The 23,161-nt window shown below is 65.8% G+C and carries 25 protein-coding genes and 1 pseudogene; 13 read left to right on the top strand and 13 right to left on the bottom strand.

Going from position 1 to position 23,161, the window contains the following annotated elements; all coding sequences use genetic code 11:
* Positions 1–122 precede the first annotated feature (122 nt).
* Positions 123–257 (bottom strand): hypothetical protein, encoded by a 135-nt coding sequence (locus BGI01S_RS31055; protein ID WP_255219738.1) that lies wholly within the window; start codon positions 255–257, stop codon positions 123–125.
* Here BGI01S_RS31055 and BGI01S_RS11955 point away from each other — a divergent pair.
* A pseudogene (locus tag BGI01S_RS11955) lies at positions 195–1,375 on the top strand (acyl-CoA dehydrogenase family protein). The gene BGI01S_RS31055 and the pseudogene BGI01S_RS11955 sit on opposite strands and share 63 nt — an antisense overlap.
* 70 nt (positions 1,376–1,445) lie before the next feature.
* On the opposite strand, the gene BGI01S_RS11950 reads toward BGI01S_RS11955, so the two are convergent.
* On the bottom strand, positions 1,446–2,375 hold the full coding sequence (locus tag BGI01S_RS11950) for an aliphatic sulfonate ABC transporter substrate-binding protein (RefSeq protein WP_232624397.1): 930 nt from the start codon (positions 2,373–2,375) through the stop codon (positions 1,446–1,448).
* Between the two features lie 225 nt (positions 2,376–2,600).
* Between BGI01S_RS11950 and BGI01S_RS11945 the strand changes: the two genes are divergently transcribed.
* Together BGI01S_RS11945 and BGI01S_RS11940 are read left to right on the top strand one after the other, a co-directional pair.
* Entirely contained in the window at positions 2,601–3,659 is a 1,059-nt protein-coding gene (locus BGI01S_RS11945; RefSeq protein ID WP_042325513.1) for an LLM class flavin-dependent oxidoreductase, read from the top strand.
* A 108-nt stretch (positions 3,660–3,767) separates the two neighbouring features.
* Positions 3,768–4,286, top strand: coding sequence for an SLATT domain-containing protein (locus BGI01S_RS11940; RefSeq protein ID WP_042325511.1), 519 nt, complete (start codon positions 3,768–3,770; stop codon positions 4,284–4,286).
* Positions 4,287–4,355: 69 nt separating this feature from the next.
* Here the strand turns inward: BGI01S_RS11940 and BGI01S_RS11935 are convergent, their stop codons facing one another.
* A complete protein-coding gene (locus BGI01S_RS11935; RefSeq protein ID WP_042325510.1) occupies positions 4,356–5,048 on the bottom strand; it encodes a YceH family protein in 693 nt (230 codons plus the stop codon).
* A gap of 214 nt (positions 5,049–5,262) precedes the next feature.
* Here BGI01S_RS11935 and BGI01S_RS11930 point away from each other — a divergent pair, with 214 nt between their 5' ends.
* The 3 genes from BGI01S_RS11930 to BGI01S_RS11920 all read left to right on the top strand — a co-directional run bounded on the left by BGI01S_RS11930 (position 5,263) and on the right by BGI01S_RS11920 (position 7,030).
* Positions 5,263–5,835, top strand: coding sequence for a lipocalin family protein (locus BGI01S_RS11930; RefSeq protein ID WP_042325508.1), 573 nt, complete (start codon positions 5,263–5,265; stop codon positions 5,833–5,835).
* 73 nt (positions 5,836–5,908) lie between these two features.
* Complete coding sequence (locus BGI01S_RS11925; protein ID WP_042325506.1) at positions 5,909–6,481, top strand: helix-turn-helix domain-containing protein; 573 nt, start codon at positions 5,909–5,911, stop codon at positions 6,479–6,481.
* A 6-nt stretch (positions 6,482–6,487) separates the two neighbouring features.
* Positions 6,488–7,030: a GNAT family N-acetyltransferase gene (locus BGI01S_RS11920; protein ID WP_042325504.1), complete on the top strand. Its 543-nt coding sequence runs from the start codon at positions 6,488–6,490 to the stop codon at positions 7,028–7,030.
* 36 nt (positions 7,031–7,066) lie between these two features.
* On the opposite strand, the gene BGI01S_RS11915 is transcribed toward BGI01S_RS11920, so the two are convergent.
* Positions 7,067–7,462 carry a PaaI family thioesterase gene (locus tag BGI01S_RS11915; RefSeq protein WP_042325502.1) on the bottom strand — a complete coding sequence of 132 codons (396 nt, stop codon included), beginning with the start codon at positions 7,460–7,462 and terminating at the stop codon, positions 7,067–7,069.
* 223 nt (positions 7,463–7,685) lie between these two features.
* Between BGI01S_RS11915 and BGI01S_RS11910 the strand changes: the two genes are divergently transcribed.
* Together BGI01S_RS11910 and BGI01S_RS11905 are read left to right on the top strand one after the other, a co-directional pair.
* Entirely contained in the window at positions 7,686–8,930 is a 1,245-nt protein-coding gene (locus tag BGI01S_RS11910) for an MFS transporter (RefSeq protein ID WP_042325500.1), read from the top strand.
* Positions 8,931–9,057: 127 nt separating this feature from the next.
* The gene (locus BGI01S_RS11905; RefSeq protein ID WP_084585341.1) at positions 9,058–9,366 is read left to right on the top strand and encodes a BON domain-containing protein; all 309 of its coding nucleotides are present in this window, start codon (positions 9,058–9,060) and stop codon (positions 9,364–9,366) included.
* Positions 9,367–9,411: 45 nt separating this feature from the next.
* Here the strand turns inward: BGI01S_RS11905 and BGI01S_RS11900 are convergent, their stop codons facing one another.
* A complete protein-coding gene (locus tag BGI01S_RS11900; protein ID WP_042325499.1) occupies positions 9,412–10,584 on the bottom strand; it encodes an acetate/propionate family kinase in 1,173 nt (390 codons plus the stop codon).
* 12 nt (positions 10,585–10,596) lie between these two features.
* Positions 10,597–12,990: a phosphoketolase family protein gene (locus tag BGI01S_RS11895; RefSeq protein ID WP_042325496.1), complete on the bottom strand. Its 2,394-nt coding sequence runs from the start codon at positions 12,988–12,990 to the stop codon at positions 10,597–10,599.
* Positions 12,991–13,449: 459 nt separating this feature from the next.
* Between BGI01S_RS11895 and BGI01S_RS31050 the strand changes: the two genes are divergently transcribed.
* Positions 13,450–13,575, top strand: a complete 126-nt coding sequence (locus tag BGI01S_RS31050) for a hypothetical protein (RefSeq protein WP_255219735.1) — start codon at positions 13,450–13,452, stop codon at positions 13,573–13,575.
* A gap of 105 nt (positions 13,576–13,680) precedes the next feature.
* Positions 13,681–14,229 (top strand): ankyrin repeat domain-containing protein, encoded by a 549-nt coding sequence (locus tag BGI01S_RS11890; protein WP_042325495.1) that lies wholly within the window; start codon positions 13,681–13,683, stop codon positions 14,227–14,229.
* A gap of 19 nt (positions 14,230–14,248) precedes the next feature.
* Here the strand turns inward: BGI01S_RS11890 and BGI01S_RS11885 are convergent, their stop codons facing one another.
* From BGI01S_RS11885 to BGI01S_RS11865, 5 genes are all read right to left on the bottom strand, one after another.
* Positions 14,249–14,941, bottom strand: coding sequence for an HAD family hydrolase (locus BGI01S_RS11885; protein WP_042325493.1), 693 nt, complete (start codon positions 14,939–14,941; stop codon positions 14,249–14,251).
* A 112-nt stretch (positions 14,942–15,053) separates the two neighbouring features.
* Positions 15,054–16,091 carry a phosphogluconate dehydrogenase (NAD(+)-dependent, decarboxylating) gene (gnd, locus tag BGI01S_RS11880; protein ID WP_042325491.1) on the bottom strand — a complete coding sequence of 346 codons (1,038 nt, stop codon included), beginning with the start codon at positions 16,089–16,091 and terminating at the stop codon, positions 15,054–15,056.
* A gap of 426 nt (positions 16,092–16,517) precedes the next feature.
* Positions 16,518–17,861 carry a sugar efflux transporter gene (locus tag BGI01S_RS11875; protein ID WP_042325489.1) on the bottom strand — a complete coding sequence of 448 codons (1,344 nt, stop codon included), beginning with the start codon at positions 17,859–17,861 and terminating at the stop codon, positions 16,518–16,520.
* 183 nt (positions 17,862–18,044) lie between these two features.
* Positions 18,045–18,578 (bottom strand): hypothetical protein, encoded by a 534-nt coding sequence (locus tag BGI01S_RS11870; RefSeq protein WP_408638622.1) that lies wholly within the window; start codon positions 18,576–18,578, stop codon positions 18,045–18,047.
* Positions 18,579–18,754: 176 nt separating this feature from the next.
* Positions 18,755–19,051 carry a DUF2628 domain-containing protein gene (locus tag BGI01S_RS11865; RefSeq protein ID WP_042325487.1) on the bottom strand — a complete coding sequence of 99 codons (297 nt, stop codon included), beginning with the start codon at positions 19,049–19,051 and terminating at the stop codon, positions 18,755–18,757.
* A gap of 247 nt (positions 19,052–19,298) precedes the next feature.
* Here BGI01S_RS11865 and BGI01S_RS11860 point away from each other — a divergent pair, with 247 nt between their 5' ends.
* From BGI01S_RS11860 to BGI01S_RS11850, 3 genes are all read left to right on the top strand, one after another.
* Positions 19,299–19,619: a thioredoxin family protein gene (locus tag BGI01S_RS11860; RefSeq protein ID WP_042325485.1), complete on the top strand. Its 321-nt coding sequence runs from the start codon at positions 19,299–19,301 to the stop codon at positions 19,617–19,619.
* Positions 19,620–19,795: 176 nt separating this feature from the next.
* A complete protein-coding gene (locus BGI01S_RS11855; RefSeq protein ID WP_042325484.1) occupies positions 19,796–20,215 on the top strand; it encodes a secondary thiamine-phosphate synthase enzyme YjbQ in 420 nt (139 codons plus the stop codon).
* A gap of 99 nt (positions 20,216–20,314) precedes the next feature.
* Positions 20,315–21,334 (top strand): class I fructose-bisphosphate aldolase, encoded by a 1,020-nt coding sequence (locus BGI01S_RS11850; RefSeq protein ID WP_042325481.1) that lies wholly within the window; start codon positions 20,315–20,317, stop codon positions 21,332–21,334.
* Between the two features lie 111 nt (positions 21,335–21,445).
* Here the strand turns inward: BGI01S_RS11850 and BGI01S_RS11845 are convergent, their stop codons facing one another.
* Together BGI01S_RS11845 and BGI01S_RS11840 are read right to left on the bottom strand one after the other, a co-directional pair.
* Positions 21,446–22,468, bottom strand: coding sequence for an alpha/beta hydrolase (locus BGI01S_RS11845; protein ID WP_042325480.1), 1,023 nt, complete (start codon positions 22,466–22,468; stop codon positions 21,446–21,448).
* Between the two features lie 368 nt (positions 22,469–22,836).
* Positions 22,837–23,112 carry a hypothetical protein gene (locus BGI01S_RS11840; protein WP_042325478.1) on the bottom strand — a complete coding sequence of 92 codons (276 nt, stop codon included), beginning with the start codon at positions 23,110–23,112 and terminating at the stop codon, positions 22,837–22,839.
* Positions 23,113–23,161: the final 49 nt, after the last annotated feature.

Here is a 23,161-nt window from a genome sequence, read left to right as displayed (position 1 = left end):
GATCGAACCCATTGCACACCCAGTGCTAAGAATTGGCAAAATGCTTCGTTGCTAGCGCCCCGCGTCCTCCCGTACCGTTCTCCGATTGCGTCTTGTGCGCGCTTCACTTCGGAGAACATATGTCAGCCGTTCAATCGCAGGACAATCCGGTTCACACCATCGCCGACGCCGCTCAACTGCTCGGCGACGACCCGTTGATCCGCCGCTTCGCGCCGGTCTTCGCCCGCATCGCCGACAGCGCGGTGCAGCGCGAGCAACGGCGCGAGCTCGCTACGAGCCGGTGGAATGGCTGCGCGAAGCCGGCTACACGCGGCTGCGCGTGCCGCAGCAATACGGCGGCGAAGGCATCTCGCTCACGCAGTTCTTCGCGCTGGTCACGCGCCTCGGCGAAGCGGATTCGAATCTGCCGCAAATCCTGCGCGTGCACGGCGGCTTCATCGAATCGCTGCTGGAAAACAGCGACGCGGCGCTGCGCGACCGCTGGCTCACGCGGGTCGCGCAAGGTCAGATCATCGGCGGCGCGGTGTCCGAGCGCACCGGCACGACCAACAACAGCGTGCGTCTCACGCAGAGCGGCGACGCGTGGCATCTCGACGGCGAGAAGTACTACACCACCGGCACGCTCTACGCCGACTGGGTCGACGTCACCGCGCACGACGGCCAGAGCGACGTGCGCGTGCTCGTCAAAGCGGATACGCCGGGGGTCGAACGCATCGACGACTGGGACGGCTTCGGCCAGCGCCTGACCGGCAGCGGCACCGCGCGCTTCACGCGCGTGCCGGTGTCGCTCGACAATCTGTACCGCCGCTACCAGGCGTCCGAACCGCGCCGCAACAGCCTGCTGACTGCGTACTACCAGGCGCTGCACGTCGCGAACCTCGCCGGCATCAGCCGCGCGGCGCTGCGCGACGCGGTCACGTTCACGCAAGCCAGAACGAGAACCTTTGGTATCCCAGGCGAATCGAGTCCGCGCGACAATCCGCTCGTGCATCGCGTGGTCGGCCGGCTCGCGAGCCTCGCTTACTCGACGCAGAGCATCAGCGCATCGCTCGCGCAGGCGATCGACGACGTTTCCGTCGCGCGTCGCGAAGGACGCACCGACGAACAGACCTATATCCGCCTCGACATCCAGACCTTCCAGGCGCAGCAGATCGTCATCGAGCAGACGTTGCAGGCGGCCACGCTGCTGTTCGAAGTGGGCGGCGCGTCGGCCACCAGCGAGTCGCACCGATTCGATCGCTACTGGCGCAACGCGCGGGTGCTCGCATCGCACAATCCGGCGATCATTCGCGAGGCGGCGGTCGGCGACTTCTATCTGAACGGCAAAGCGCACAACGAGCGCTTCGGGCTCGCGCGTGAAACCGCGGTTGCCTGACCCGCTCGCTCAAGCGACCGTCATGCACGGATCGGCACATGAACATGCCGGTCCGCGCGCTTCACTATCCCTACTTCGGCGACGGCGTCCAGATGCGGATATCGGTCGCCTTCAATGTCGCGGGAATGAGTCCGGCCGCGCGATACGTATCCGCGATACGCTGCTGCTCCGCGAGTTGATCGCGCCGCACCGGCACGATGTCGTAGCTGCGGCGGCTATTCGCCAACTCGACCGTGGGCGACGGAATGTTCCCCCACATCGGACCGAGAATCTGCGCGGCGTCCTGAGGATGCGCCTTGACCCATTTGCCGGTCGCGTTCAATTCATCGAACACGACGCGAAGCACGTCAGGATGCTTGTCCGCGAACGCGGTGGTCGCCGTATAGAAGCGGTTGTATTGCGCGACGCCGTTACTGCCGTCGGCGATCACGCGAACATGCGCATCACGCTGCTGCGCGGCGAGGAACGGGTCCCAGATCGCCCACGCGTCGATGTTGCCGCCGCGAAAAGCGGCGAGCGCGTCGGGCGCTTCCAGATAGCGCACCTGAATGTCGTTGATCGTCAGCCCCGCTTTAGCCAACGCGCTCAGCAACAGGTAATTGCAGCCCGAGCCCTTCGACACGGCGACGCGTTTGCCCTTCAGGTCCGCGACCGAGCGGATCGGCGAATCCGGCGGCACGATGATCGCCTGCGCGCCCGGCGCCGAGGTTTCTTCCGCGTAGTACGTGAGGGGCGCGTTGGCGGCCTGCGTGAAAAGCGCGAACGCGTCGGCGACGTCCGCATGCAGATCCACACTGCCCGCATTTAGCGATTGCAGCAGGCCCGTCGAGAACTCATGCCAGCTCACGTCGTAGCCGAGCGCGTTGAGCTTCTTTTCCAATGCCCCCGTGCGCTTGAGCAGGATGAACAGCGTCGACGAACGCTGATAGCTGATCGACACCGTTTCGTTGGCTTGCGCCAGATCGGCGGACAGTACGCCGCCGATCAACGTCAATGACACGCAAAGGTGCCGCAGGCTGCGAGAGCGGGAGAAGGCGAAGTGCATCGATCGAATTCCATCAAGGTAGGCGCAATCGCCGACTATATAAAAGATCGCGGCGCGTCCATAGACCGATTTCATCGATCGATATGGGCAGAAATTGGAACGCGCGGCGGCGGCATCGCCCATCATTGAACGCTTTGCGGCGAGTCGCACTTGCCGCTTTTTCCGTGGAGATTTCGCTTTATGTCGACACTGCCTCCGCGCTTCGGCGTCTGGGCGCTGGTTCACGGCAGCCGCGCCGCGTTGCAGGATCCGGATGAACCGTACGACGCGTCATGGGCGCGCAACAAAGCGCTCGTGCTCGAAGCCGAGCGCCTCGGCTACGACTCGGTGCTCGTCGCGCAACACACGATCAACCCGCACAATCCGGACTTCGATCAGCTCGAAGCGTGGACCGCATCGGCCGCGCTCGCGGCGCTGACCGGGCGCATCGAAATTATCGCGGCGATCAAGCCTTATCTGTATCACCCGGTGGTGCTGGCGAAGATGGCGCAGCAGATCGAGCACATCAGCGGCGGGCGTTTCGCGATCAACCTCGTCAACGCATGGAATCGCCCGGAACTGGAACGCGCCGGCATCGGCTTTGCGGAACACGACGCGCGTTACGCGTACGGGCGTGAGTGGATCACCGTGGTCGATGCACTGCTGCGCGGCGAGCGCGCGCGTTTTCAGGGCGAACACTTTAAAGTGGACGACTATCTATTACGCCCCGCCGACCCGTATCGCGAACGTCCGCGCATATATGTGGGCGGCGAATCCGAGCCGGCGCGCCAGCTGGTTGCCGACAAGGGCGATGTGTGGTTCATCAACGGCCAGCCGTTGCAGCATGTCGAAGCACTGATTGCCGATCTGCGCGCGCGCCCGCGGCCCACCGCGCACGCGCCGCTACGTTTCGGGCTGTCGGCCTTCGTGATCGCGCGCGAGTCCGACGACGAAGCCGCGCAACACCTCGACCATCTGTTCGCGCTCGCCGCCAAGGATGGGCCGCTGCGCGAGCAGCAGAAATCGAATATCGACCCGAAGGCGGTGATGTTCCAGACCTTCGCGCAAACGCCGCGCGTCGGGTCGAACGGCGGCACGGCGGCGGGACTGGTCGGCAGCTATGACACGGTCGCCGAGCGGATCGCCGCGTTTCATCGCGCGGGGATCGAACTGTTCATGCTGCAATTCCAGCCGTTCGAACGCGACATGCGCAGCTTCGCCGAAGAAGTGGTGCCGCGCGTGCGGCGTCTGACCACCTGAGCGCGGCACATGCAACGCAGTGCATGCCCGGCTGTACGCTTCGATGTGGCACAGTATCGTCAGGCGCACGCGCCACGCTTGCGCTACCGAACCGCCCTGACGAGCGACATGACGACACTGCCTCCCTACGAGCCACCGGTTGACGAAAGCCAGCTTCTGCTGAAGTGGATCCGCCGCGCCCGCGAATCCCAGATGAGCCACTACGACATGGCCGACCTGCTTGCGAGGCGCGACCGCCAGGTCGGCTGGCTCGTGACCGTATTGAGCGCCTTCGTGGGCACGGCGGTGTTCGCCTCGTTGACCTTGACGGCGGTCTCGTTCGAACAGCGGCTGTTCGTCGGGCTGGTGAGTGTGGCGGTCGCGGTATCGGCCGCGGTAAAGCTGTTCCTGCGTTACGCGGAGCGCGCAGAAAAGCACCGCGCGGCCGGCGCCCGCTATGGTGCCGTGCGTCGCAGGCTCGAAGCGGTATTCGCCGGCGACGCCGACGCCCGCGACGGCCACTACCTCACCGCGATTCGCGACGAGCTCGACCGGCTCGCACAGGATTCGCCGAACGTGCCGCCGCGCATCTTCCATCGCACGCAGCACATGTTGTCGAAGGACACGCCGCGCAGCCGCGATGCGTGAGCGGGCGAGTCGATGAGCGAGGTCAGTGCGCGCGCGGCCGTGAAAAGCGACCGCTCACGCGCTGTGTCTTCAAAGATCGTCGACGCCGATCCCCAACTCCGCCGCCATCCGCCGCACCACTGCCTGAAGCCGGCTCACCTCGTCGGCCAATCGCTTCTGCTCGGCTTTCACCGCCTCGAATGCGGACAACGGCACGGTGTCGTCCTCGGCGCCCGGCTGCGCCAGTTCGCTCGCGCTCACCTCGCCGCACAGCAGATGCGTCCAGCGATGCTCGCGCTCGCCCGGTGTGCGGGCCAGTCTCACGACGCGCGGCGGATCGTTGTCGGCCAGTTCATCGAGAAACGCCTCAACCGACGAGATGTCCGCAAAGCCATGCAGACGCGCGCTGTTCAGGCGCAACTCGGCGGCGGTCTGCGGGCCGCGCAGCAGCAAGGTGGTCAGCAACGCGGTCGACTGCCCCGGCAAGCCGAGCACGCGATTCATGTTGTGCTCGAAGCGCGGCACGCGGCTGCTGCTGCCTTCCATCACGAGGCTGAGGCGTTTGAGGCCGTCGACGGCGGTCAGCACCTCGGCCTCGGTTGCGTTCATCACCGGCGCGCGGCCGGTTTTCTGATTGCAGCCCAGCGTCAATGCATTCAGCGAAAGTGGATAACTGTCCGGCACGGTGTGCTGCTTTTCGACGAGCACGCCGAGCACGCGCCCTTCGAGTTGCGTCAACGCACGAATCGAGGGGCGGGAAGAAGCGTCGGGAGTGGAGTTCATAGATGATCTTGCGGCATGAGTCGCCGGGTCTCGTGGATGATGCGCATTACCGTGGCTTACCGAGGCGACGCGTTCTGGTTTGTGGCCATCATGATAAACGCCCCGGGCTGCCGCGGCGTACGAATCTCCGCGACGGCGCCGCGCGGACGCCGACTCTGGCACGCGGCGTGCTGCTCCCGCAGTTCCTCGAACCAAGCTTTTGCGGAGTGATTCAATGCCTGTTCCTCGCCCGTCGATTCTGCGCGTGAGCGCCATTGCGCTGGTGGTCGGCGCGGTGTGCGTGCTCGGCGCCTGCGCGCTCAACCCCGCCGGCAAAAGCGGCAACACCCGCGTGCCCGAACCCGCGAAACCCGTCGACCTGAGCCGTTATCTCGGCCGTTGGTACGAACTCGCGCGCTATGAAAACGGCTTCGAGCGCGATTGCGAAGCGGTCACCGCCGAGTACACGTTGCGCGACGACGGGCTGATCGACGTCATCAACAGTTGCCACAAGGGTGGCGTCGGCGGGCCGCCGGACGCCTCGAAGGGACGCGCGAAAATCGTCGCCGGCTCGGGCGACGCGAAGCTGAAGGTGTCGTTCTTCGGACCGTTCTTCTTCGGCGACTACTGGGTGCTCGATCATGCGGACGACTACGCGTGGTCGATCGTCGGCGAACCCAGCGGGCGCTATCTGTGGATTCTCACGCGCGAGGCTATCCCGAATGCAAGCGTGAAGGATGCGCTGATCGAGCGGGTTCGCGCGCTTGGCTACGACACGTCGATGCTACGCATGACCCGCCACGAGTGAACTGCAAGGGCCGCCCAGCACGCCATTTTTTGACCTGTTGACCTGCTTCCATATTCGGGATATTTTCCCGGATATGGAAACCCTTCTTCCCGACGACAACCTCATCGACCGCCGCATCGCGCAGCGTCTGCGGGCTTTGCGCGCCGAGCGCAACTGGTCGCTCGACGAGCTCGCGACGCGCAGCCATGTCAGCCGCGCGACGCTATCGCGCCTGGAAAACGGCGCCGTGAGTCCGACCGCGAGCGTGCTCGGCAAGCTCTGCGTGGCCTACGGCCTGCCGATGTCGCGCCTGATGCGCATGGTCGAAGAGGATTTCGCGCCCCGCGTGGCACGCGCCGCCCAGGCGGTCTGGAGCGACGCCAGTGTCGGCTTCCGACGCCGCTCCGTGTCGCCGCCCGCCCAGGCGCTCGCCGGCGAGGTGCTGGAAGGCGAACTCGACGCGGGCGCGCTGATCGCGTACGACGCGTCGCCGCGGCCCGGACTCGAACATCATCTGGTCCTGCTCGAAGGACGGCTGCAGATTACCGTCGACGGCCAGCGCCACGATCTCGAACCCGGCGACTGTCTGCGCTATCAGCTGTTCGGCCCCAGCGCGTTCGTGACGCCCGCCGATAGCGCGGCCCGCTATCTTCTCTTCATCGTGTGAGCCAGCATGAGCGCCACCACCGTCACACCTGCCATCACGTCTTTCTCCGCCGACGACCTCGCCCGTCATCTCCCCGAACTCGGCGCGCTGCTGCGAGCCTGCGTGCATGACGGCGCGAGCGTCGGTTTCGTGATGCCGTACGGTGTCGACGACAGCGAAGACTTCTGGCGCGCCAAAGTGCTGCCTTCGCTAAGCGCGGGTGGACTGATGCTGTTCGTCGCACGCGAGGGCGACGCGATCGCGGGCACCGTGCAACTCGATTACGACACGATGCCGAATCAGCGTCATCGCGCCGAGGTGCGCAAGCTGCTCGTGCATCCGGCATTTCGTCGCCGGGGCATCGCGAGGGCGCTGATGACGGAGCTGGAGCGTCATGCACAACGGTTGGAGCGCAGCCTGCTTACGCTGGACACCCGCACCGGCGACCACGCCGAGCCCTTGTATGCGTCGCTCGGTTATCGAAGCGCCGGCACGATCCCGGGCTATGCGCGCGCGCCACACGACACCGAGCGCTTCGACGCCACCACGATCATGTACAAGGCGCTATGAAGGGCCCACGCGAGTCGGCGCGCCGACGCATCGACATCAGGCGCCCTTCGAATACTTGAAGGTGCCCTGCGCGCTGGCGATCAGCAGCTTGCCGTCCACCCACGCTTCGCCGCGCGAAAAGAAAATCGAGCGGCCCTGGCGTTCGAGAAAGCCCTTGGCCGTCACCGATTCGCCGAGTCCCTTGTCGAGATAGTTGGTGGTCAGCGACAACGTGAATGCGTGCCGCGCCGGTTGATCCGCCGACGCAAAGAGACCCGCGTAGCCCGCGGCCGCATCGAGCAGCGTTGCGATCGCGCCGCCTTGCAGCACGCCCTGGCGATTGAGTTTGCTCGCGTCGATCGGCATGACCAGTTCCGCGTAGCCGTCGCGCCATTGCGTCAGACGCACGCCGAGCGATTCGAGAAACGGGTTGTCGATGGGAAAGTCGGACATGGTCTAAGCCTTTGCTGTTTCGGTTTCAGGAGAGGGTGGCGCAGCACGCGCCGACGACACGAGCCGTCAGCATACTAGCGTTCGCCGCGCGGCAACGCCCTGCACTTCACCCGACGCAAACCGGTCAGCCCACTTCAGCCTCACAATTCTCCGCGCTCAGGCACAATCCCCTCTTTGCCAATCGCGGCCCGACGCTCGCACGTCCCGCACCGCTTCCCGCTCGATGAGTTCATCCCCGCCCTCCGAAGGCGCGCCGCATTGGCGGCGCAACCTCTACGTCTGCCTGTTCGGCTCGTTCTCGACGATCGTCGCGATGACCTTGCTGCTGCCCTTCCTGCCGCTCTACGTGCAGCAACTCGGCGTGAGCTCGGCGAAGGCGGCGGTGCAGTGGTCGGGCATCGCGTTCGGCGCGACGTTCCTCGCGGCCGCGCTGGTATCGCCGCTGTGGGGGCGCATGGCCGACCGCTACGGACGCAAGCTGATCCTCGTGCGCGCGAGCCTCGGTATGGCCATCGTGATGTCGCTGCTCGGACTCGCGCAGAACGTCTGGCAACTGGTGGCGCTGCGTTTTCTCGCGGGCCTCGTCGGCGGCTACGCGTCGGGCGCGACCGTGATGATCGCCACGCAGACGCCGCGCGGACGCACCGGCTGGGCGCTCGGCACGCTCGCGTCGGGCGTGATGGCGGGCAATCTGGTCGGCCCGCTGGTGGGCGGCGCGCTACCGCCGCTGATCGGCATACGCAACACGTTCTTCATCGCCGGCGCGATGATCTTCTGCGCGTTCATCGCGACCACGCTGCTGATCAAGGAGCAACCGGTTACGCGCGCGGCCGCGAAGTCGCGCGCCGCCGGCGCGGACACGGCGACCGGCTGGGCCAGCGTGCCGGACCTGCGGCCGGTGCTCGCGATGCTGTTCACCGCCGGCTTGCTGATGTTCGCCAACATGTCGATCGAGCCTATCATCACCGTCTACGTGAGCCAGCTCGTGCACGATGCGCGCCACGTGACGCTGGTGTCGGGATTCGTGATGTCGGCGTCGGCGCTGGGCAGTGTGCTCGCGGCATCGCGGGTCGGACGGCTCGCCGACCGGATCGGCGCGCCCAGCGTGATCATCGCGTGCCTCGCGGTGTGCGCGGCGTTGCTGGTGCCGCAGGCGTTCGTCACGAGCGGCATGCAACTGGTGGTGCTGCGTTTTCTGATGGGCCTCGCGCTGGCCGGGCTGCTGCCGTGCATCACGAGCGTGATTCGCCACAGCGTGCCGGATCGTTCGGCGGGCTACATCCTCGGCTATGCGACGTCGGCGAATTACGCGGGCCAGGTGACCGGGCCGCTCGCGGGCGGCTTCGTCGGCGCGCATCTCGGCATGCCGGCGGTGTTTCTGATCACGAGCGGTCTGATGCTCGGCGGCGCTTTGTTCAATGGGTGGGCGTTCAGGGGGACGGGTTCCGATTCGACGCAGCGCGGCTGAGCGGGTGCGATATGTTCTGAGGCCGTCGTGAGCCAGCGGCGTGTCGTGTCGCCGCCCTCAGCGCGGCCGGCAAAATTCCGCGCATCTGCTAGTGTTCTTCAATCACCGTCTATCTCGTGGAGAACCCATGCCACCCGCGCGCGTCGCGAAACGCAAACCAGCGGTCTCCGATTCGCAGATCAGCAAAGACGCCGGCAAAACCTCCGCCACCCACTCTCGCCTGAGCGACGCGCAGATCGCCGCCGAAGCGACGCGGCGCCTCGCGTGGGACGCCGCCATCCCCGAACGCACCGTCACGGTGAAGGTCTCGCACGGCCGCGTCACGCTGCACGGCGAACTGCAACGCGAGCAGCAGAAAGCCGCCGCGCTTGAAGACGTTACGCGGCTATTCGGTGTGACGGGCGTCGCGGATCACACGGTCGTCAAAGCGAAATAACGCGCGATACCGGCAGCCGTGCGCGAACCACGCGCTGGCCATGCATCAGCCCGCCTCGGCGTGCAACAGCGCCCGGCAGTGGCGCGCGATCTGTTTTTCCTCTTCGGTGTGCAGCGCCCTCACCTTGCTTGCAGGGTCGTCTGTGGCGTCGCTCAGCGTCAGCCCCATGAAAGCCAGCCCCTCGCACACGCGCCGCCGAATCTCCGCGCTGTGTTCGCCGATCCCGCCAGTGAACACCAGCAGATCGATCCCGCCCAGCAATGCCGCATACCCGCCGATCGTCTTGCGCACCGCGCTCGCGAATACGTCCAGCGCGAGCGCGGCGTTCGCATCGCCGGCCGCCGCGCGCTTTTCGAGCGCCTGCATGTCGCTCTCGCCGTCCGCGTAACCGGCGAGACCGCTGTGGCGATTGAGCAGCGTCTCCAACGCGTCGGCGTCGAGCTTCTCCACGCGCATCAGATACAGCAGCACGCCGGGATCGAGATCGCCGCAACGCGTGCCCATCGGCACGCCGCCGGTCGGCGTCAGACCCATCGACGTATCGACCGAGCGGCCGTCGCGCAATGCGCACACGCTCGACCCGTTGCCGAGATGCGCGAACACCGCGCGTGACGGCAACTGCGCACCGAGCTGCGTCACCAGCGATTCATACGACAGCCCATGAAAGCCGTAGCGCATCACACCGGCTTGCGCATAGCGGCGCGGCAACGCGAGTTGCGCCGCGCGCGGCGGCAGCGTGGCGTGGAACGCGGTGTCGAAGCAGGCGAAATGCGTCGCGTCGCCGAAGATCTTCGTGGCCTCGTCGATCAGCGCGAGGGCCGGCGGAATATGCAGCGGCGCGAAGTGCACCGCTTCCTGCAAACGGCGGCGCACCTCGGGCGTGAGACGCTGATGCGTGCGCAGATGCGGCCCGCCATGCACGACCCGATGCCCGACCGCCGCGGGCGTCGCATGATGCTGCTGCGCGAGCACTTGCGAGAGCTTTTGCAACGCGTCGGTTTGCGACTCCAGCACATGCTCCTGCCGGATCAACACGCCGCCGTCGGGCGAGCGAATGCGCAAGCTGCCGTCGTCGCGGCCTATGCCCTCGGCGCTGCCTTCCAACAGCAGAGATTCGTCATCGCCGGAGTGCGCGAACAGTCCGAACTTCAGCGACGACGAACCGCTGTTCAGCACCAGAATCGTTTGTTGCTCCGCCGCCGTGTGTCGATTGTGCATCGTCGTCCTCGCTCAGCTCTTCCAGGTCCAGTTGCGGATCTCTTCCTTGTCGATACCCTCGGCATGCGCATACGCGAGATGCTCGATGATCTGCCCGCGCAGCCATTCCTTCGCATGATCGCCGACGCCGCGCAACGCCGGCACGCGATCGATCACGTCGATCGCCAGCGAGAAGCGGTCGACCTGGTTGACGATCGCCAGTTCGAGCGGCGTGTTGATGTTGCCTTTCTCGTGATAGCCGTGCACGTGCAGGTTCTCGTGATTCGCACGGTTGTAGGTGAGCTTGTGCACGAGCGACGCATACGAGTGGAAGTTGAAGATCACCGGCCGGCTCGTGGTGAACAGCGAGTCGAAATCGCGATCGGACAAACCGTGCGGATGCGCATGCTCGGGCATCAGCCTGAACAGATCGACCACGTTGACGAAGCGGATCTTCAGTGTGGTGAAGCGCTCCTTCAGAATCTGCACGGCGGCGAGCGCTTCCATTGTCGCGATGTCGCCCGCGCACGCGATCACCACGTCCGGTTCGACGCCCTGGTCGGTCGACGCCCAGTCCCAGATGCCGATGCCCTTCGTGCAGTGCGTGACAGCCGCGTCCATGTCGAGGTACTCCAGATGCGGCTGCTTGTCGGACACGATCACGTTGACGTAATCGCGCGAACGCAGGCAGTGATCGGCCACGCTCAGCAGGCAGTTCGCATCCGGGGGCAGATAAATGCGCACCACGTCCGGGCTTTTATTGGTGACGACGTCGAGAAAGCCGGGGTCCTGATGCGTGAAGCCGTTGTGATCCTGACGCCAGACGAGCGACGTAATGAGCAGATTGATCGACGGCACCGGCTGGCGCCAGCCGAGTTCGCGCTTGGCTTTTTCCAGCCACTTCGCGTGCTGGTTGAACATCGAGTCGATCACGTGGACGAACGCCTCGTAGGTCGCAAAGAGGCCGTGGCGGCCGGTCAGCACGTAGCCTTCGAACCAGCCTTCGAGCGTGTGTTCGCTGAGCATCTCCATCACGCGGCCCGAGGGCGACAGGTCGCCGCCGTCCGCGTCGCTCGGCTCGGTCTCGGCGAGCCAGGTTTTCGGCGACGCTTCATACACCGCGTTGAGCTTATTGCTGGCGGTTTCGTCGGGGCCGAACAGACGGAAGTTGCTCATGTTGTTGCGCATCACGTCGCGCAGGAACGTGCCCAGCACGCCGGTCGGTGACGTGTACGAAGCGGCCGGCTTCTTCACCTTCACCGCATAGTCGCGAAACGCCGGCATGTCGAGCGCCTTGCACAGCAGGCCACCGTTCGCGTGCGGATTCGCGCTGATGCGGCGCGCGCCCTCGGGCGCGAGTTCGCGCAGTTCGTCGACCAGCCGCCCGCCCGCGTCGAACAGCGACTCGGGCCCGTAACTGCGCAGCCAGTTCTCGACCAGCTTCAGGCTCTTGCCATTGGTGACCGGATCGAGCACCGGCACCTGATGCGCACGCCACGAGCCTTCCACCTTATGGCCGTCCACTTCCTTCGGACCGGTCCAGCCCTTCGGCGAACGCAGCACGATCATCGGCCAGCGCGGGCGAGTCGCGTCGTTGTTCGCGCGCGCATGCTGCTGGATCGCACGGATTTCGCCGATGCACTGATCGAGTGTCGCGGCCATCTGCTGATGCATCGTGTCGGGATCGTCGCCTTCGACGAAATACGGCTTGTGGCCGTACCCGGTGAGCAGCGCTTCGAGTTCCTCACGGGGAATCCGTGCAAGGATGGTCGGATTGGCGATCTTGTAGCCGTTCAGATGCAGCACCGGCAGCACCGCGCCATCGCGGATCGGGTTGAGGAATTTGTTCGAGTGCCACGACGTGGCGAGCGGCCCGGTTTCCGCTTCGCCGTCGCCGATCATCACGGTGACGATCAGCTCGGGGTTGTCGAATGCGGCGCCGTACCCATGCGACAGGCTGTAGCCCAGTTCGCCGCCTTCGTGAATCGAGCCGGGCGTTTCCGGCGTGCAATGCGAACCGATGCCGCCCGGAAACGAGAACTGGCGGAAGAAGCGCCGCATGCCGGCTTCGTCCTCGCTACGGTCCGGGTAGATTTCCGAGTAGTGGCCTTCCAGATAGCAATGCGCGAGACTCGCCGGCGCGCCGTGACCGGGACCGGACAGATAGATCACGTCCAGATCGAGCTGGCGGATCACGCGGTTCAGATGCACCAGCAGGAAGCTCTGCCCCGGGTCCGAACCCCAGTGGCCGAGCAGGCGGTTTTTGATGTGCTCGGGCTTGAGCGGTTCGCGCAGCAGCGGATTGTCACGCAGATAGATCATGCCGACCGACAGATAATTGCACGCGCGCCAGTAGCGATCCATGTTGCGCAGCGTGGCGGGGTCCAGCGGTTGCGGCGGGGCGGTGTGCGAGCTTGCTTCGGCCATGGCGTCACTCCTTGAAAAGGACTGTCAGGCAGGTTAGCGGGTGCTACGGCGGGTGTTCGTGAGGATGTGCGTGCAGGTCTTCCTGCGGGTGTTAGTGATCGGGCCTCGCGGAGCGGGTCGCCAGGCCGTGCTTGCTGCAATGCGTGCAACACGACGTCGATGGATGGGCCATGCTCTGTTTCACCGGCATTCCCCGGCGCTTTCCCGACTGCCGGTTACGGTCGTCACGGGGGTCTGACAGGCGGCGCGCGTCATGGTTCGAAGCGAATCGTCCAAGGTCCGCTGGGTATCGGTGCGACGGCTGCATGCGCGTTATCTTTCGCTCGACTCCGAACGCATCCCGGTTGACGGGATCGAACAGCTTAAACCAGACCGCTCGCGCACGGGCGCCAGCATCGAATGCGCGGCGGCGCGCGCGTCACGTGCCCGCCTCCCTCGTCCCTTACGATAACGACCGCCATGTCCACACGCAGCTCCGCCAAAATGTTCGTGAACCTCGTCCTGTCGCTCGTGATTCTGGTCGCGGGCGTCACGGTTCTGATCGGCCTGTTCGGCCTGATCGCCGACATTTTCGGCGCGGTCTAGCGCGCCGCCGCCGCGCGCGTCGGCTACGCAAACTGTGTATCCTGAGCGCTGTCCGGGCGCCGCTCGCGCGCCTCTTCCGCACTGTTCGATTACCAGGAGAAGCCATTGACCGACCCCGCCGATACCGCCCCGCCTTCCGGTCCGTCTTCCGTTGCGCCAATCGATCCCGACCTGCTCGCACTCGCTCAGGAGGTCTTCGACCTCGCGCGGCGCGGCGATGCGTCGATGCTCGCCGCGGTCATCGAAAAAGGCGTGCCGCCCAATCTGCGCAACGACAAGGGCGACAGTCTCGTGATGCTCGCGAGCTACCACGGCCACGCGGATGCGGTGCGCGCGCTGCTCGAACGCGGCGCCGATCCGGACCTGCGCAACGACAACGGCCAGACGCCGATTGCCGGCGCAGCGTTCAAGGGCTTCGACAAGGTGATCGAGACGCTGCTTGCGCATGGCGCGGATGTCGAAGGTGCGTCGCCGGATGGCCGCACCGCGTTGATGATCGCGGCGATGTTCAATCGCACGGCGATCATCGATCTGCTGATCGCGCACGGCGCGAATCCGGCGGCGCGCGACGCGAGCGGCGTGAGCGCGAGCGACGCCGCCGCGCGCATGGGCGCAAGCGATGCGCAGGCGCGCCTGAAGGAACTCGGGTCCTGACGGGTCGCGCGTTCGGCGTCTATCCTTTCGCGCCTGCCAGCGCTTCCACGTCGTAATCCGCCAGCTCGCCAATCCGCGCGATGCTCACGTCAGCGGGCGGATTGCTCGCGATCTCTTTCGGATCGAAAGCGTAATGCCCCTGGCGCGGAAAGACCGTCGTCAGCTTGCCGCCCCAAGCTTTCTTCATCGCGGTGAGAATGCGCAGCTTGTCGTCGACCATCACGTAGTGGCGTGCCGGGTAGCACTCCATCACCTGATCGAGCATCAGCTCCTTGTGAATGTAGATCAGCACCCGTCCCTCGACTTCGTCCCACAAGCCCGAACGCGCGATCTTGCGCGGCTGGAACACCACGTCGCCGTCGGACAGGATCACCGTCGGCCCGCGCGTGCCCAGATGGCGGAGCGCATCCAGCGCGCCAGGATACAGCCGGTTCGCAAACGGATACTCGATCAGGAACGACGCCATCAACAGAAGCCGCGTGTCGCGCGGATGCTCCAGCCGGTAACGCTGCAGCGCACCGAGATAGTCGGCGTAGCCCAACTCCGTGCGCAGGTCTTCGAAAATTTCCCAGTAGCGCGCGCTGTTCTCCGCGCCGAACTCGCGCGTCATATGCGCGCGCAAATCCGACAACACATGATCGTTGTCGAGCAGAGTGTTGTCGCAGTCGAACAGAAACACGACGTCGTGCGGAGTGGTCGGAGTGGCTGGCATCGGGGGTTCCTTGCGTGGAGTGTGAACGCTCATCGGGAAGCTCGACAGTGGACTCTTCAGTTGCGCTTTTCAGGCCAGCGATGCTGGCCCGTGCCGTAGCTCGACGGTTCGCTCAGCCCTTCGGCGCACTGCCCGGCTCGGCCGCTTTCTCCACGTGGCCGCCAAAATCATGCCGCATCGCCGACAACACCCGGTTCGCGAAGTCCGCTTCGCCGCGCGAACTGAAGCGCGCGAACAGCGCCGCGCTGAGCACCGGCGTGGGCACGCCCTCGTCGATCGCGGCGGCCACTGTCCAGCGGCCCTCGCCCGAATCGGACACGCGCCCCGTGTAATTCTGCAAATCGGCATCGCTGACGAGCGACCCCGCGATCAGATCGAGCAGCCACGAGCCGATCACGCTGCCGCGCCGCCAGACTTCGGTGACGTCGGCAAGATTCAGGTCGTACTGGTACAACTCGGGGCGGCGCAGCGGCGAGGTTTCCGCATCGGCTTCGCGCGCGTGCTTGCCGGCGTCGGCATGGCGCAGAATGTTCAGGCCTTCCGCATACGCGGCCATCATCCCGTATTCGATGCCGTTGTGGACCATCTTCACGAAGTGCCCCGCGCCTTGCGGTCCGCAATGCAGGAACCCTTGGTCCGCGGTACTCGCGCTCGCGCTGCGGCCCGGCGTGGGTGGTGCGGCGGCCGCGCCCGGCGCGAGCGTCGCGAAGATCGGTTCGAGGCGCTTCACCACTTCGGGCTCGCCGCCGATCATCAGACAGTAGCCGCGTTCGCGGCCCGCGACGCCGCCGCTCGTGCCGACGTCCACATAGTGAAGCTGGCGCGCGCCGAGTTCGTTGGCGCGGCGGATGTCGTCATGATAGTAGGAGTTGCCGCCGTCGATCACGATGTCGCCGGGTTCGAGCAACGGCACGAGTTGCTCGAGCGTCGCGTCGACCACCGCGGCCGGCACCATCAGCCAGACCGCGCGCGGCTTGTCGAGTTGCGCGACGAGGTCCTGCAGCGACGACGCGCCCGCCACGCCCTCCTGTTTGAGCCTGTCGACGGCAGCAGGCTGCACGTCGAAGGCGATACAGTGCTGACCGCCTTTGGTCAGGCGCCGTACCATGTCGGCGCCCATGCGTCCCAATCCAATCATGCCTAGCTGCATATCTCGCTCCGGAAGGTGGCTCGTTGCGCGGCCCCGAGTCGGGGTTCGGCGTGTTGCGGTGAGGCGGTGGTGCCGTGATGCAGCGGCTTCGGTGATCGGTTTCGCGTGAAGTCAGTTGCTAATTCAGCGACGCGGCAAGCGGCATCGCGCGGCTGTGCCGACCACTGTAGTTGCATCGACGCGCGAGCGCCGGACACACCGTAGCCGTCCCCGCTCATTCGTGCAGTGATGCTGCGTATCGCCGTGTGCGTGAAAAGACGATACGCCTCTTTGCAGAGACATGGCGCAACGGAAAGTTCCTCGCGTGGGCGGGTCCATTGCGCGCGTGCGTCGCGCGGGGGTGTTGCATGGCGCGCGTGCGAGCTTCGATCCGACCGACGGCCGGCTTACTTCGGACTTGCGTCTTGCGTCGAGCGTGCGCCGCCCTCACTCCCCGCGCCCGCTCACCCGCTGCCGCTTCGCGAGCAGCTTCGCATACTGCTCGCGCACGAACCGCTTCACGGCCCGCCACATCAGCGGATAGCGATACCCCGGCACCGCGAACAGCACCAGCGCGCACAGCGCCAGCAAACCGCAGAACAGGAACGTGCCGCGATAGCTGAACGCCTGCACCAGCAGCCCCGACAGCACGCCCGACAGAATCGAGCCGACCCGTGCCGCGTTGAAGAACAACGCGGTCGCGCGTCCCGGCGAATGCGGCATCAGATCCTGCACGTAGGTCATGCCGAGACACGACGTGACGGCGACCACGAACGCGTTGAGCATCTGCATCGGGATCAGCACGTTGACGTTGCCCGCCAGCGACATCCCGACGAAGTACGCCGCATGCACCGCCGCGCACGCGGCCAGCCAGTTCGGCTTGTGCAACGCCGACGACTTCGCGCCGAGCGCGAGCATCATCGGAATCTCCATCAGCGCGCCGAGGCCGAGCATCACCGACACGTCCAGATGCGAGCCGTTCAGCCCGTGCACGATGTAGAGCGGCAGCACGATCATCGTCGCGTTCGCGGCGAGGCCGAGCAGCGTGAGCGCGGCCACCGCGCGACCGATGTCGTTGGCCGACGCGACGCCCGGCAGGTCCTCGTGCGCATCTTCGCCCGGCGCTCTCAGCGGCGGCACCGTGATCGACGCGGACGGCTCGGACGCGGTGTCCTCCACCGTGTGATCGCCGAGATGACCTTGCGGCTCGCGCATCCGCCACACGATGAACGCGCAGGTCGCGAAGCTCGCCGCCGCGAACAGGAAGAGCCCATAGAAACTCGTGGCCGCGAGCACCAGCGCGCCCACCGACGGCCCGAACACCCACGCCGCCGACAGGATGGTCCGCAGCGTCGCGCTCGCGAACACGCGCTCGCCCGGGTCCGGCACCGGCAGCGCCGCGCGGCTGAACGCGAACACCATCGAAATGGCCGAGCCGCCCGCGCCGATGAAGACGATGCCGACCGCGAGCAGCAGCCGGTAATCGCGCACGACGCACAAACACAGATAGCCGAGCGCGGCCGCCACCAGCGCCGCCAGCAGCAACGGCCGATGCCGTCCGCTGCGGTCGGTCCAACGGCCCGCGAGCGTGCTGGCGAGCACCCCGCTCGCGGCGATCAGCGTCATGAAGACGCCTAGCCGGAACGGCGTCATGCCGGCGCGCTCGACGCCGAACAGCGACAGATACGGAGCGGTGAACGACATCGCCACACCGAGCATGAGGGTGGCGGCGGCCAGCGGCTTGAAGCCAGGGATGCGCAGCAGGTCGAAAAAACGCGATGTTTTCAACACGAGGGGCGGTGGGTCAGGTGAAGCGAGCCAGGAAAGCGCGACGCGCGCCGGCGGCTCGGGGCCGGAACGACCGGGGCATTATCGACCTAGCCTGCGGGCGCGTAAACCCGCGATGCGCCGTCCCAAATCCGCATTGCGCGGTGCCGTTTGCGCGATGACGGCGAACTGGCGGCATGCTCGCGACTACTTGCCGTCGGTTGCGCGCATTTGCTGCGCTTGCGCTTTGTAGTCGTAGGTCGGATAAAACTCGGTGCGATAGCCGCCCCACGCAGTCGATTCGATCGCGCGGTTGACTTCGCGCAGCCGGCTCGCCGGCACTCGCAACGTGACCACCTGGCCGATGCCCATCATCACGTACCACGACACGACTTCGATGCCGGGCGGCGGAAAGCTCTTGAAGAAGCCTTGCGCGCGCAGTTGATCGTTGATCTTCGGCAGCGGTTTGGATTCGTCGTGGCGCAGGAAGATGGTGAGCAGGAAGGTGTCGTCGGGCGCGGGGGTGGATGTGGATGCCGCTGCGGCCGACGAAGGGGCGCCCGGCGTGGCGGGCATGGCCTGCGTACCAGGTGTGGGCGCGTTAGCGGCAGGGTCAGCGCCGTACGCAACCGGCGCGACGGCGAGCGATGTCGCCAGCGCTAGCCTTAGCGCGCCGCGACGCAACACGCCGGCGTTTGCGATAACTGTTTTTCTCGTAGCGATTGCAAATGCAAAGTGCATGAAAATCCTCCATCACGTAACTCGTTAGGAATCCCTTCGACGAACACACTGCGCTGCTTCAATACGTGAAACCTGCAACCACCGTGCGAGGGCGCACATGGCTTTGCGGCGGCGAACGCGGCGAGCCACCCTTGCTTGTTGCTCGCGCGCCGCCCTCCACGCCACGTTACAACACGTCACAACACGACGTAGCCGCGCTGCTCCAGCGTCCACCGATGCCACCGGTTGCCATACGCGCCACAGGCGACGCCGAACAGAACAGACAACACCAGGCCGATCAGATCGGCCGTCTCGCCCCACAGTCCCATGCCGAACAGCACGAGACTGACGCCCAGCATCACGAATGCGGCGAACCACATTTTCCTCGACAACGCCCAGATGAAGCCGAGCAGACATGCGCCCCAACTGAAGCCGGTCGCGACCGCGACGGTTTCATTCTTGCCGGGGTGTTGCAGATAGATCCTTGCTCCCATTTCCCTTTCCAGACCGATTGATGCACCGCCTCATGACGGCGCAGGGACGATGTTTAACACGTGACGACGCCACGCACGTGAATTTGCGCACGCACGCGCGCTCACACGCACTCACACGTACGGGCCGGCCGGCCGGCGTCGATGACGATCCCCGGCATAGCTGCTACTCTTGGCACATCCACTCGCAGGGACCGCCGCCGCAACTGCGCGACCCTGTTCGCACAGCCTGAACCGCATCGGAGCACGCATGGCCACCCAGACAGCCTACTCTTCCAAAGCCCCTTCGCGAGCCGAGCTCGACGCGCTGCCGGGCGTCACCGTCGTCGAATTCGGCACCGACTGGTGCGGTTACTGCCAGGGCGCGCAAGCATCGATTGCGAAGGCGTTGCAGCCGCATGCCGACGTGCGTCATCTGAAAATCGAGGACGGTCCCGGCCGGCCGCTTGGCCGCTCGTTCAAGGTCAAGCTGTGGCCGACGCTGGTGTTCATGCGCGACGGCGCGGAAATCGCGCGCGTGGTCCGGCCGAGCGGCGCGGCGGAAATCGCGGAGGCGTTGACGTCGGTTTGACGATGGGCGACCGCGCAACAGCGCGCGCGGTTCGGCTAGTCCGAGGTTCGGGTTTTGCGTAGGCGCCATGTGTTCACCGGTTCACGCGCGTCGCCACTCACCGGCTCGCCATTGACTCGCCATCGACCGCCACCAACCGCATCGCGCCGCGAGACCTCACCCACCGACCACCTATCATGCGCCAAGTCATCCATCATCTGAGCGTCAAGGCCCGTAGCCGCGGCCTCGTCGAATTCACCGACGAAGCGCGCCGCTTCGTCTCCAGCCAGGGCATCGACACCGGTCTGCTGACACTGTTCTGCCGCCACACGTCGGCGTCGCTGCTGATCCAGGAGAATGCCGACCCGTCGGTGCAGCGCGACCTGGAGCGCTACTTCGCGAGCCTCGCGCCCGAGGACGCCGAGCGCTACGAGCACGACGCCGAAGGCCCCGACGACATGCCCGCGCATCTGCGCACGGCGCTCACGCAAGTGCAACTGTCGGTGCCGGTCGAGCATGGGCGGATGGTGCTCGGCACATGGCAAGGGCTGTATCTGTTCGAACATCGCCGGCACACGCAGCCTCGCGACATCGTGCTGCACCTGCTCGGCGAGTAAACGAAGCGGGCGCGCGCCGTTTTCCGCCTGTGCGTTGATCGAAAGAAGAAAGACCGTTACCGCATCTCATCCGCCAACCGGACAAAGGGAGCACACTTCATGGACACCCGTAGCGAGCTGCAAGCCACCGTCGACGCGATGGTTCAACCCGGCAAGGGTCTTCTCGCCGCCGACGAAAGCGGCCCGACCATCGCCAAACGCTTCAAGACGATCGGCCTCGAATCGACGGAAGAAAACCGCCGTGCGTATCGCAACCTCCTGCTCACGACACCGGGGCTCGGCGAGTTCGTGAGCGGTGTGATCCTCTACGAAGAAACGCTCGGCCAGAAAGGCGACGACGGGACGCCGTTCCCGCAACTCGCCGCGCGCAACGGCATCGTGCCCGGCATCAAGGTGGACCTCGGCAAGGTGCCGCTCGCACTCGCGCCGGGCGACGAGATCACCGAGGGGCTCGACGGTCTCGCCAGACGCTTCGTCGATTACAAGCGGCAAGGCGCGCGCTTCGCCAAATGGCGCGCGGTCTACAACATCACCGAGCGCCTGCCGAGCCGTCTCGCGATCGAGGCGAACGCCGACTCGCTCGCGCGCTATGCGGCGATCTGCCAGGAAGCGGGCATCGTGCCGATCGTCGAACCGGAAGTGCTGATGGACGGCGATCATACGATCGAGCGCAGCGCGGAAGTCACCGAGGCGGTGTTGCACGAAGTGTTCGACGCGCTGCACCGGCATCGCGCGGTGCTCGAACACATTCTGCTGAAGCCAAGCATGGTGCTCGCGGGCTCGGACCATGCGCAGCAGTCGTCGGTTGCCGACATCGCCGTTGCGACCGTGCGGGTGCTCAGGCGCACGGTGCCGTCGGCGGTGCGGGGCATCGTGTTTCTCTCTGGCGGACAGACGCCCGAGGAAGCCACCGCGAATCTCGACGCGATGAACCGGCTCGGCGCATTGCCGTGGAATCTGAGCTTTTCGTATGGACGCGCGTTGCAGGAGCCGCCGTTGCAGGCGTGGCGCGGCCAGCCGGGCAATGTCGCGGCGGCGCAGCAGGCGCTGCTCAAGCGCGCGCGTTTGAACGGGGCGGCGGCGTTGGGCAAGTATGAGGCGGGACAGGAGAAAGGCTAGGCAGGTTGCCGCCGTTTCTGTTCGGCGATATCGCTGCGCGCCCGGCTTCGGTCGGGCTCGCGCGCGGCGGTGCTCGTGTCGAATGCCAATGTCAACACCACCGCCCGCAGCCTACAGCGGCGCCCCGCCAAACGCCTGCCGCTGCGCCAGCGCCACAAACGCCTGCGCGTCCCGCGCCGCCTGTACCACCGCCGCCATCCCGAAGAACTCATGCGTCGCACCGCGATAGTTGCGGTGCTCGACCGCGACGCCCGCTTCGCGCAGCTTCTGCGCGAGCTTCTCGCCGTCCGAGCGTAGCGGATCGATGCCCGCCGTCACGATCGCGGCCGGCGGCAGCCGTGCCAGATCGGCACTCACCACGTCGATCAGCGGGCTCGTCAGCTCGCTCTCGCTGTTGATCACGTTATGCACGAACCACAGCATCATCGGCTTGTTCAGCGGCCGCGCGTTGCGGTTCTCCTCGTAGGAGATCGACACGATGTTGTTGCTCGCGACCGGATAGATCAGCGCCTGATGAATCGGCATCCGCGTGCCCGTATCGCGTGCGCGGATCGACACGTTGATCGCCAGATTGCCGCCCGCGCTCTCGCCCATCACCGCGAGCTTGTCCGGGTCACCGCCGAGGCTCGCCGCGTTGTCGACCAGCCAGCGCCACGCGGCGAACGCGTCGTCGTGCGCGGCGGGCAAGCGATGCTCGGGCGCCTGCCGGTAATGCGCGGACACGACGATCGCCTTGCTTTGCGCGGCGATCGAACGCGGCGTTGCGTCGTAGGTATCGAGATCGGCGAGCACCCAGCCGCCACCGTGAAAATACAGGATCAGCGGAAACGGCCCCTCGCCTTGCGGCGTGTAGACGCGCGCCGGATTGCTGCCGATCGCGCCGGGAATCTCGATGTCCGCGGTGCGCACCGCTTCCAGTTCCGGCGACGGCCGCGCGCTGAACGCGGGATCGGCCATCAGTTTGCGCACGGCGTCGGCGGGTGTCGGCTGTCGTCTTGCTTCGTCCACCGAACAATCTTCGATCGGCTTCGGGTTCAGGCTTTTGAGTGCGTCGAGCACGGCCTTCATGTCGGGATCGGCATGACCCGTGGGGTCCAGGCCGACCATGCCTTTGATGGTGTCACCGAGTGTCATGGGAAAGCTCCTGATGGATGAACGCACGGTCCCATCGGAGGCTTCGAGGTGGCGCTCGACGACCATGCATGTGGTCGGTTTCAGCAAGCGCTATACCCGTCGAAACGGCGCGCAGCACGGTGGATGAGTTGCGGCGACGCCTTCGCTTCACGTGAACAACAGCGCGTGAATAACGTTGAGCGCCACGAATGGCAACGACAGAAGTAGAGATGGAAGCCGCGCAGAAACGGCTCCGCAAAAATCTTCGGCGCGAATGTAAAAGCGACTTTGGCAAAGGACGCCGCGCACTACGCGCAACGGTCAGTGCCATCCGCCTGTCACATCGCATCTCACATCAGGTGCGGCAAGCGCTCGCCGCGTTGACGCTATTACTGCCCCTTCGTGTCGCTACTGGCGTTCGCGCCGGGCATATTGGTGGTATCGGTCGCCGGCTTGGTGGCCTTCGAGTGCTTCATCGAATGCGTCTTCGAATGGGCCTTCGCGGTCGGCGCCTGGGTGTCGCCACCTTCGCGCGTCGAGCCGGGCGTGGTGCCGCCGCTCGGGTCGTTGCCCGCCGGGCCGCCACCGCCGCCGCCGGCCTGGGCCATCGCGAGCGAGGAAGCGGCGAGCATCGTCGAAACGAGCAGTGCGTGTTTGATCTTCATGGCTGTTCTCCTGTCCGAAAAGTAGGCGGGCCGCGCGCCGGCTGGTCCA

Origin of the sequence: Paraburkholderia ginsengisoli NBRC 100965 (assembly GCF_000739735.1) — a bacterium.
Classification (GTDB): Bacteria; Pseudomonadota; Gammaproteobacteria; order Burkholderiales; family Burkholderiaceae; genus Paraburkholderia; species Paraburkholderia ginsengisoli.
Note: the sequence above shows the minus strand (reverse complement) of the source record. Positions and strands in the feature narration are given on the sequence as shown.

Bases quoted from the DNA above. Each gene is read 5' to 3' on its own strand.
- BGI01S_RS11850 (WP_042325481.1), top strand. From the start codon at position 20,315: ATGGACACCCGTAGCGAGCTGCAAGCCACCGTCGACGCGATGGTTCAA.
- BGI01S_RS31050 (WP_255219735.1), top strand. From the start codon at position 13,450: ATGTCCACACGCAGCTCCGCCAAAATGTTCGTGAACCTCGTCCTGTCG.
- BGI01S_RS11860 (WP_042325485.1), top strand. From the start codon at position 19,299: ATGGCCACCCAGACAGCCTACTCTTCCAAAGCCCCTTCGCGAGCCGAG.
- BGI01S_RS11895 (WP_042325496.1), bottom strand. From the start codon at position 12,990: ATGGCCGAAGCAAGCTCGCACACCGCCCCGCCGCAACCGCTGGACCCC.
- BGI01S_RS11920 (WP_042325504.1), top strand. From the start codon at position 6,488: ATGAGCGCCACCACCGTCACACCTGCCATCACGTCTTTCTCCGCCGAC.
- BGI01S_RS11870 (WP_408638622.1), bottom strand. From the start codon at position 18,578: ATGCACTTTGCATTTGCAATCGCTACGAGAAAAACAGTTATCGCAAAC.
- BGI01S_RS11930 (WP_042325508.1), top strand. From the start codon at position 5,263: ATGCCTGTTCCTCGCCCGTCGATTCTGCGCGTGAGCGCCATTGCGCTG.
- BGI01S_RS11855 (WP_042325484.1), top strand. From the start codon at position 19,796: ATGCGCCAAGTCATCCATCATCTGAGCGTCAAGGCCCGTAGCCGCGGC.
- BGI01S_RS11900 (WP_042325499.1), bottom strand. From the start codon at position 10,584: ATGCACAATCGACACACGGCGGCGGAGCAACAAACGATTCTGGTGCTG.
- BGI01S_RS11905 (WP_084585341.1), top strand. From the start codon at position 9,058: ATGCCACCCGCGCGCGTCGCGAAACGCAAACCAGCGGTCTCCGATTCG.
- BGI01S_RS11840 (WP_042325478.1), bottom strand. From the start codon at position 23,112: ATGAAGATCAAACACGCACTGCTCGTTTCGACGATGCTCGCCGCTTCC.
- BGI01S_RS11935 (WP_042325510.1), bottom strand. From the start codon at position 5,048: ATGAACTCCACTCCCGACGCTTCTTCCCGCCCCTCGATTCGTGCGTTG.
- BGI01S_RS11885 (WP_042325493.1), bottom strand. From the start codon at position 14,941: ATGCCAGCCACTCCGACCACTCCGCACGACGTCGTGTTTCTGTTCGAC.
- BGI01S_RS11865 (WP_042325487.1), bottom strand. From the start codon at position 19,051: ATGGGAGCAAGGATCTATCTGCAACACCCCGGCAAGAATGAAACCGTC.
- BGI01S_RS11915 (WP_042325502.1), bottom strand. From the start codon at position 7,462: ATGTCCGACTTTCCCATCGACAACCCGTTTCTCGAATCGCTCGGCGTG.
- BGI01S_RS11910 (WP_042325500.1), top strand. From the start codon at position 7,686: ATGAGTTCATCCCCGCCCTCCGAAGGCGCGCCGCATTGGCGGCGCAAC.
- BGI01S_RS11845 (WP_042325480.1), bottom strand. From the start codon at position 22,468: ATGACACTCGGTGACACCATCAAAGGCATGGTCGGCCTGGACCCCACG.
- gnd (WP_042325491.1), bottom strand. From the start codon at position 16,091: ATGCAGCTAGGCATGATTGGATTGGGACGCATGGGCGCCGACATGGTA.
- BGI01S_RS11925 (WP_042325506.1), top strand. From the start codon at position 5,909: ATGGAAACCCTTCTTCCCGACGACAACCTCATCGACCGCCGCATCGCG.
- BGI01S_RS11945 (WP_042325513.1), top strand. From the start codon at position 2,601: ATGTCGACACTGCCTCCGCGCTTCGGCGTCTGGGCGCTGGTTCACGGC.
- BGI01S_RS11940 (WP_042325511.1), top strand. From the start codon at position 3,768: ATGACGACACTGCCTCCCTACGAGCCACCGGTTGACGAAAGCCAGCTT.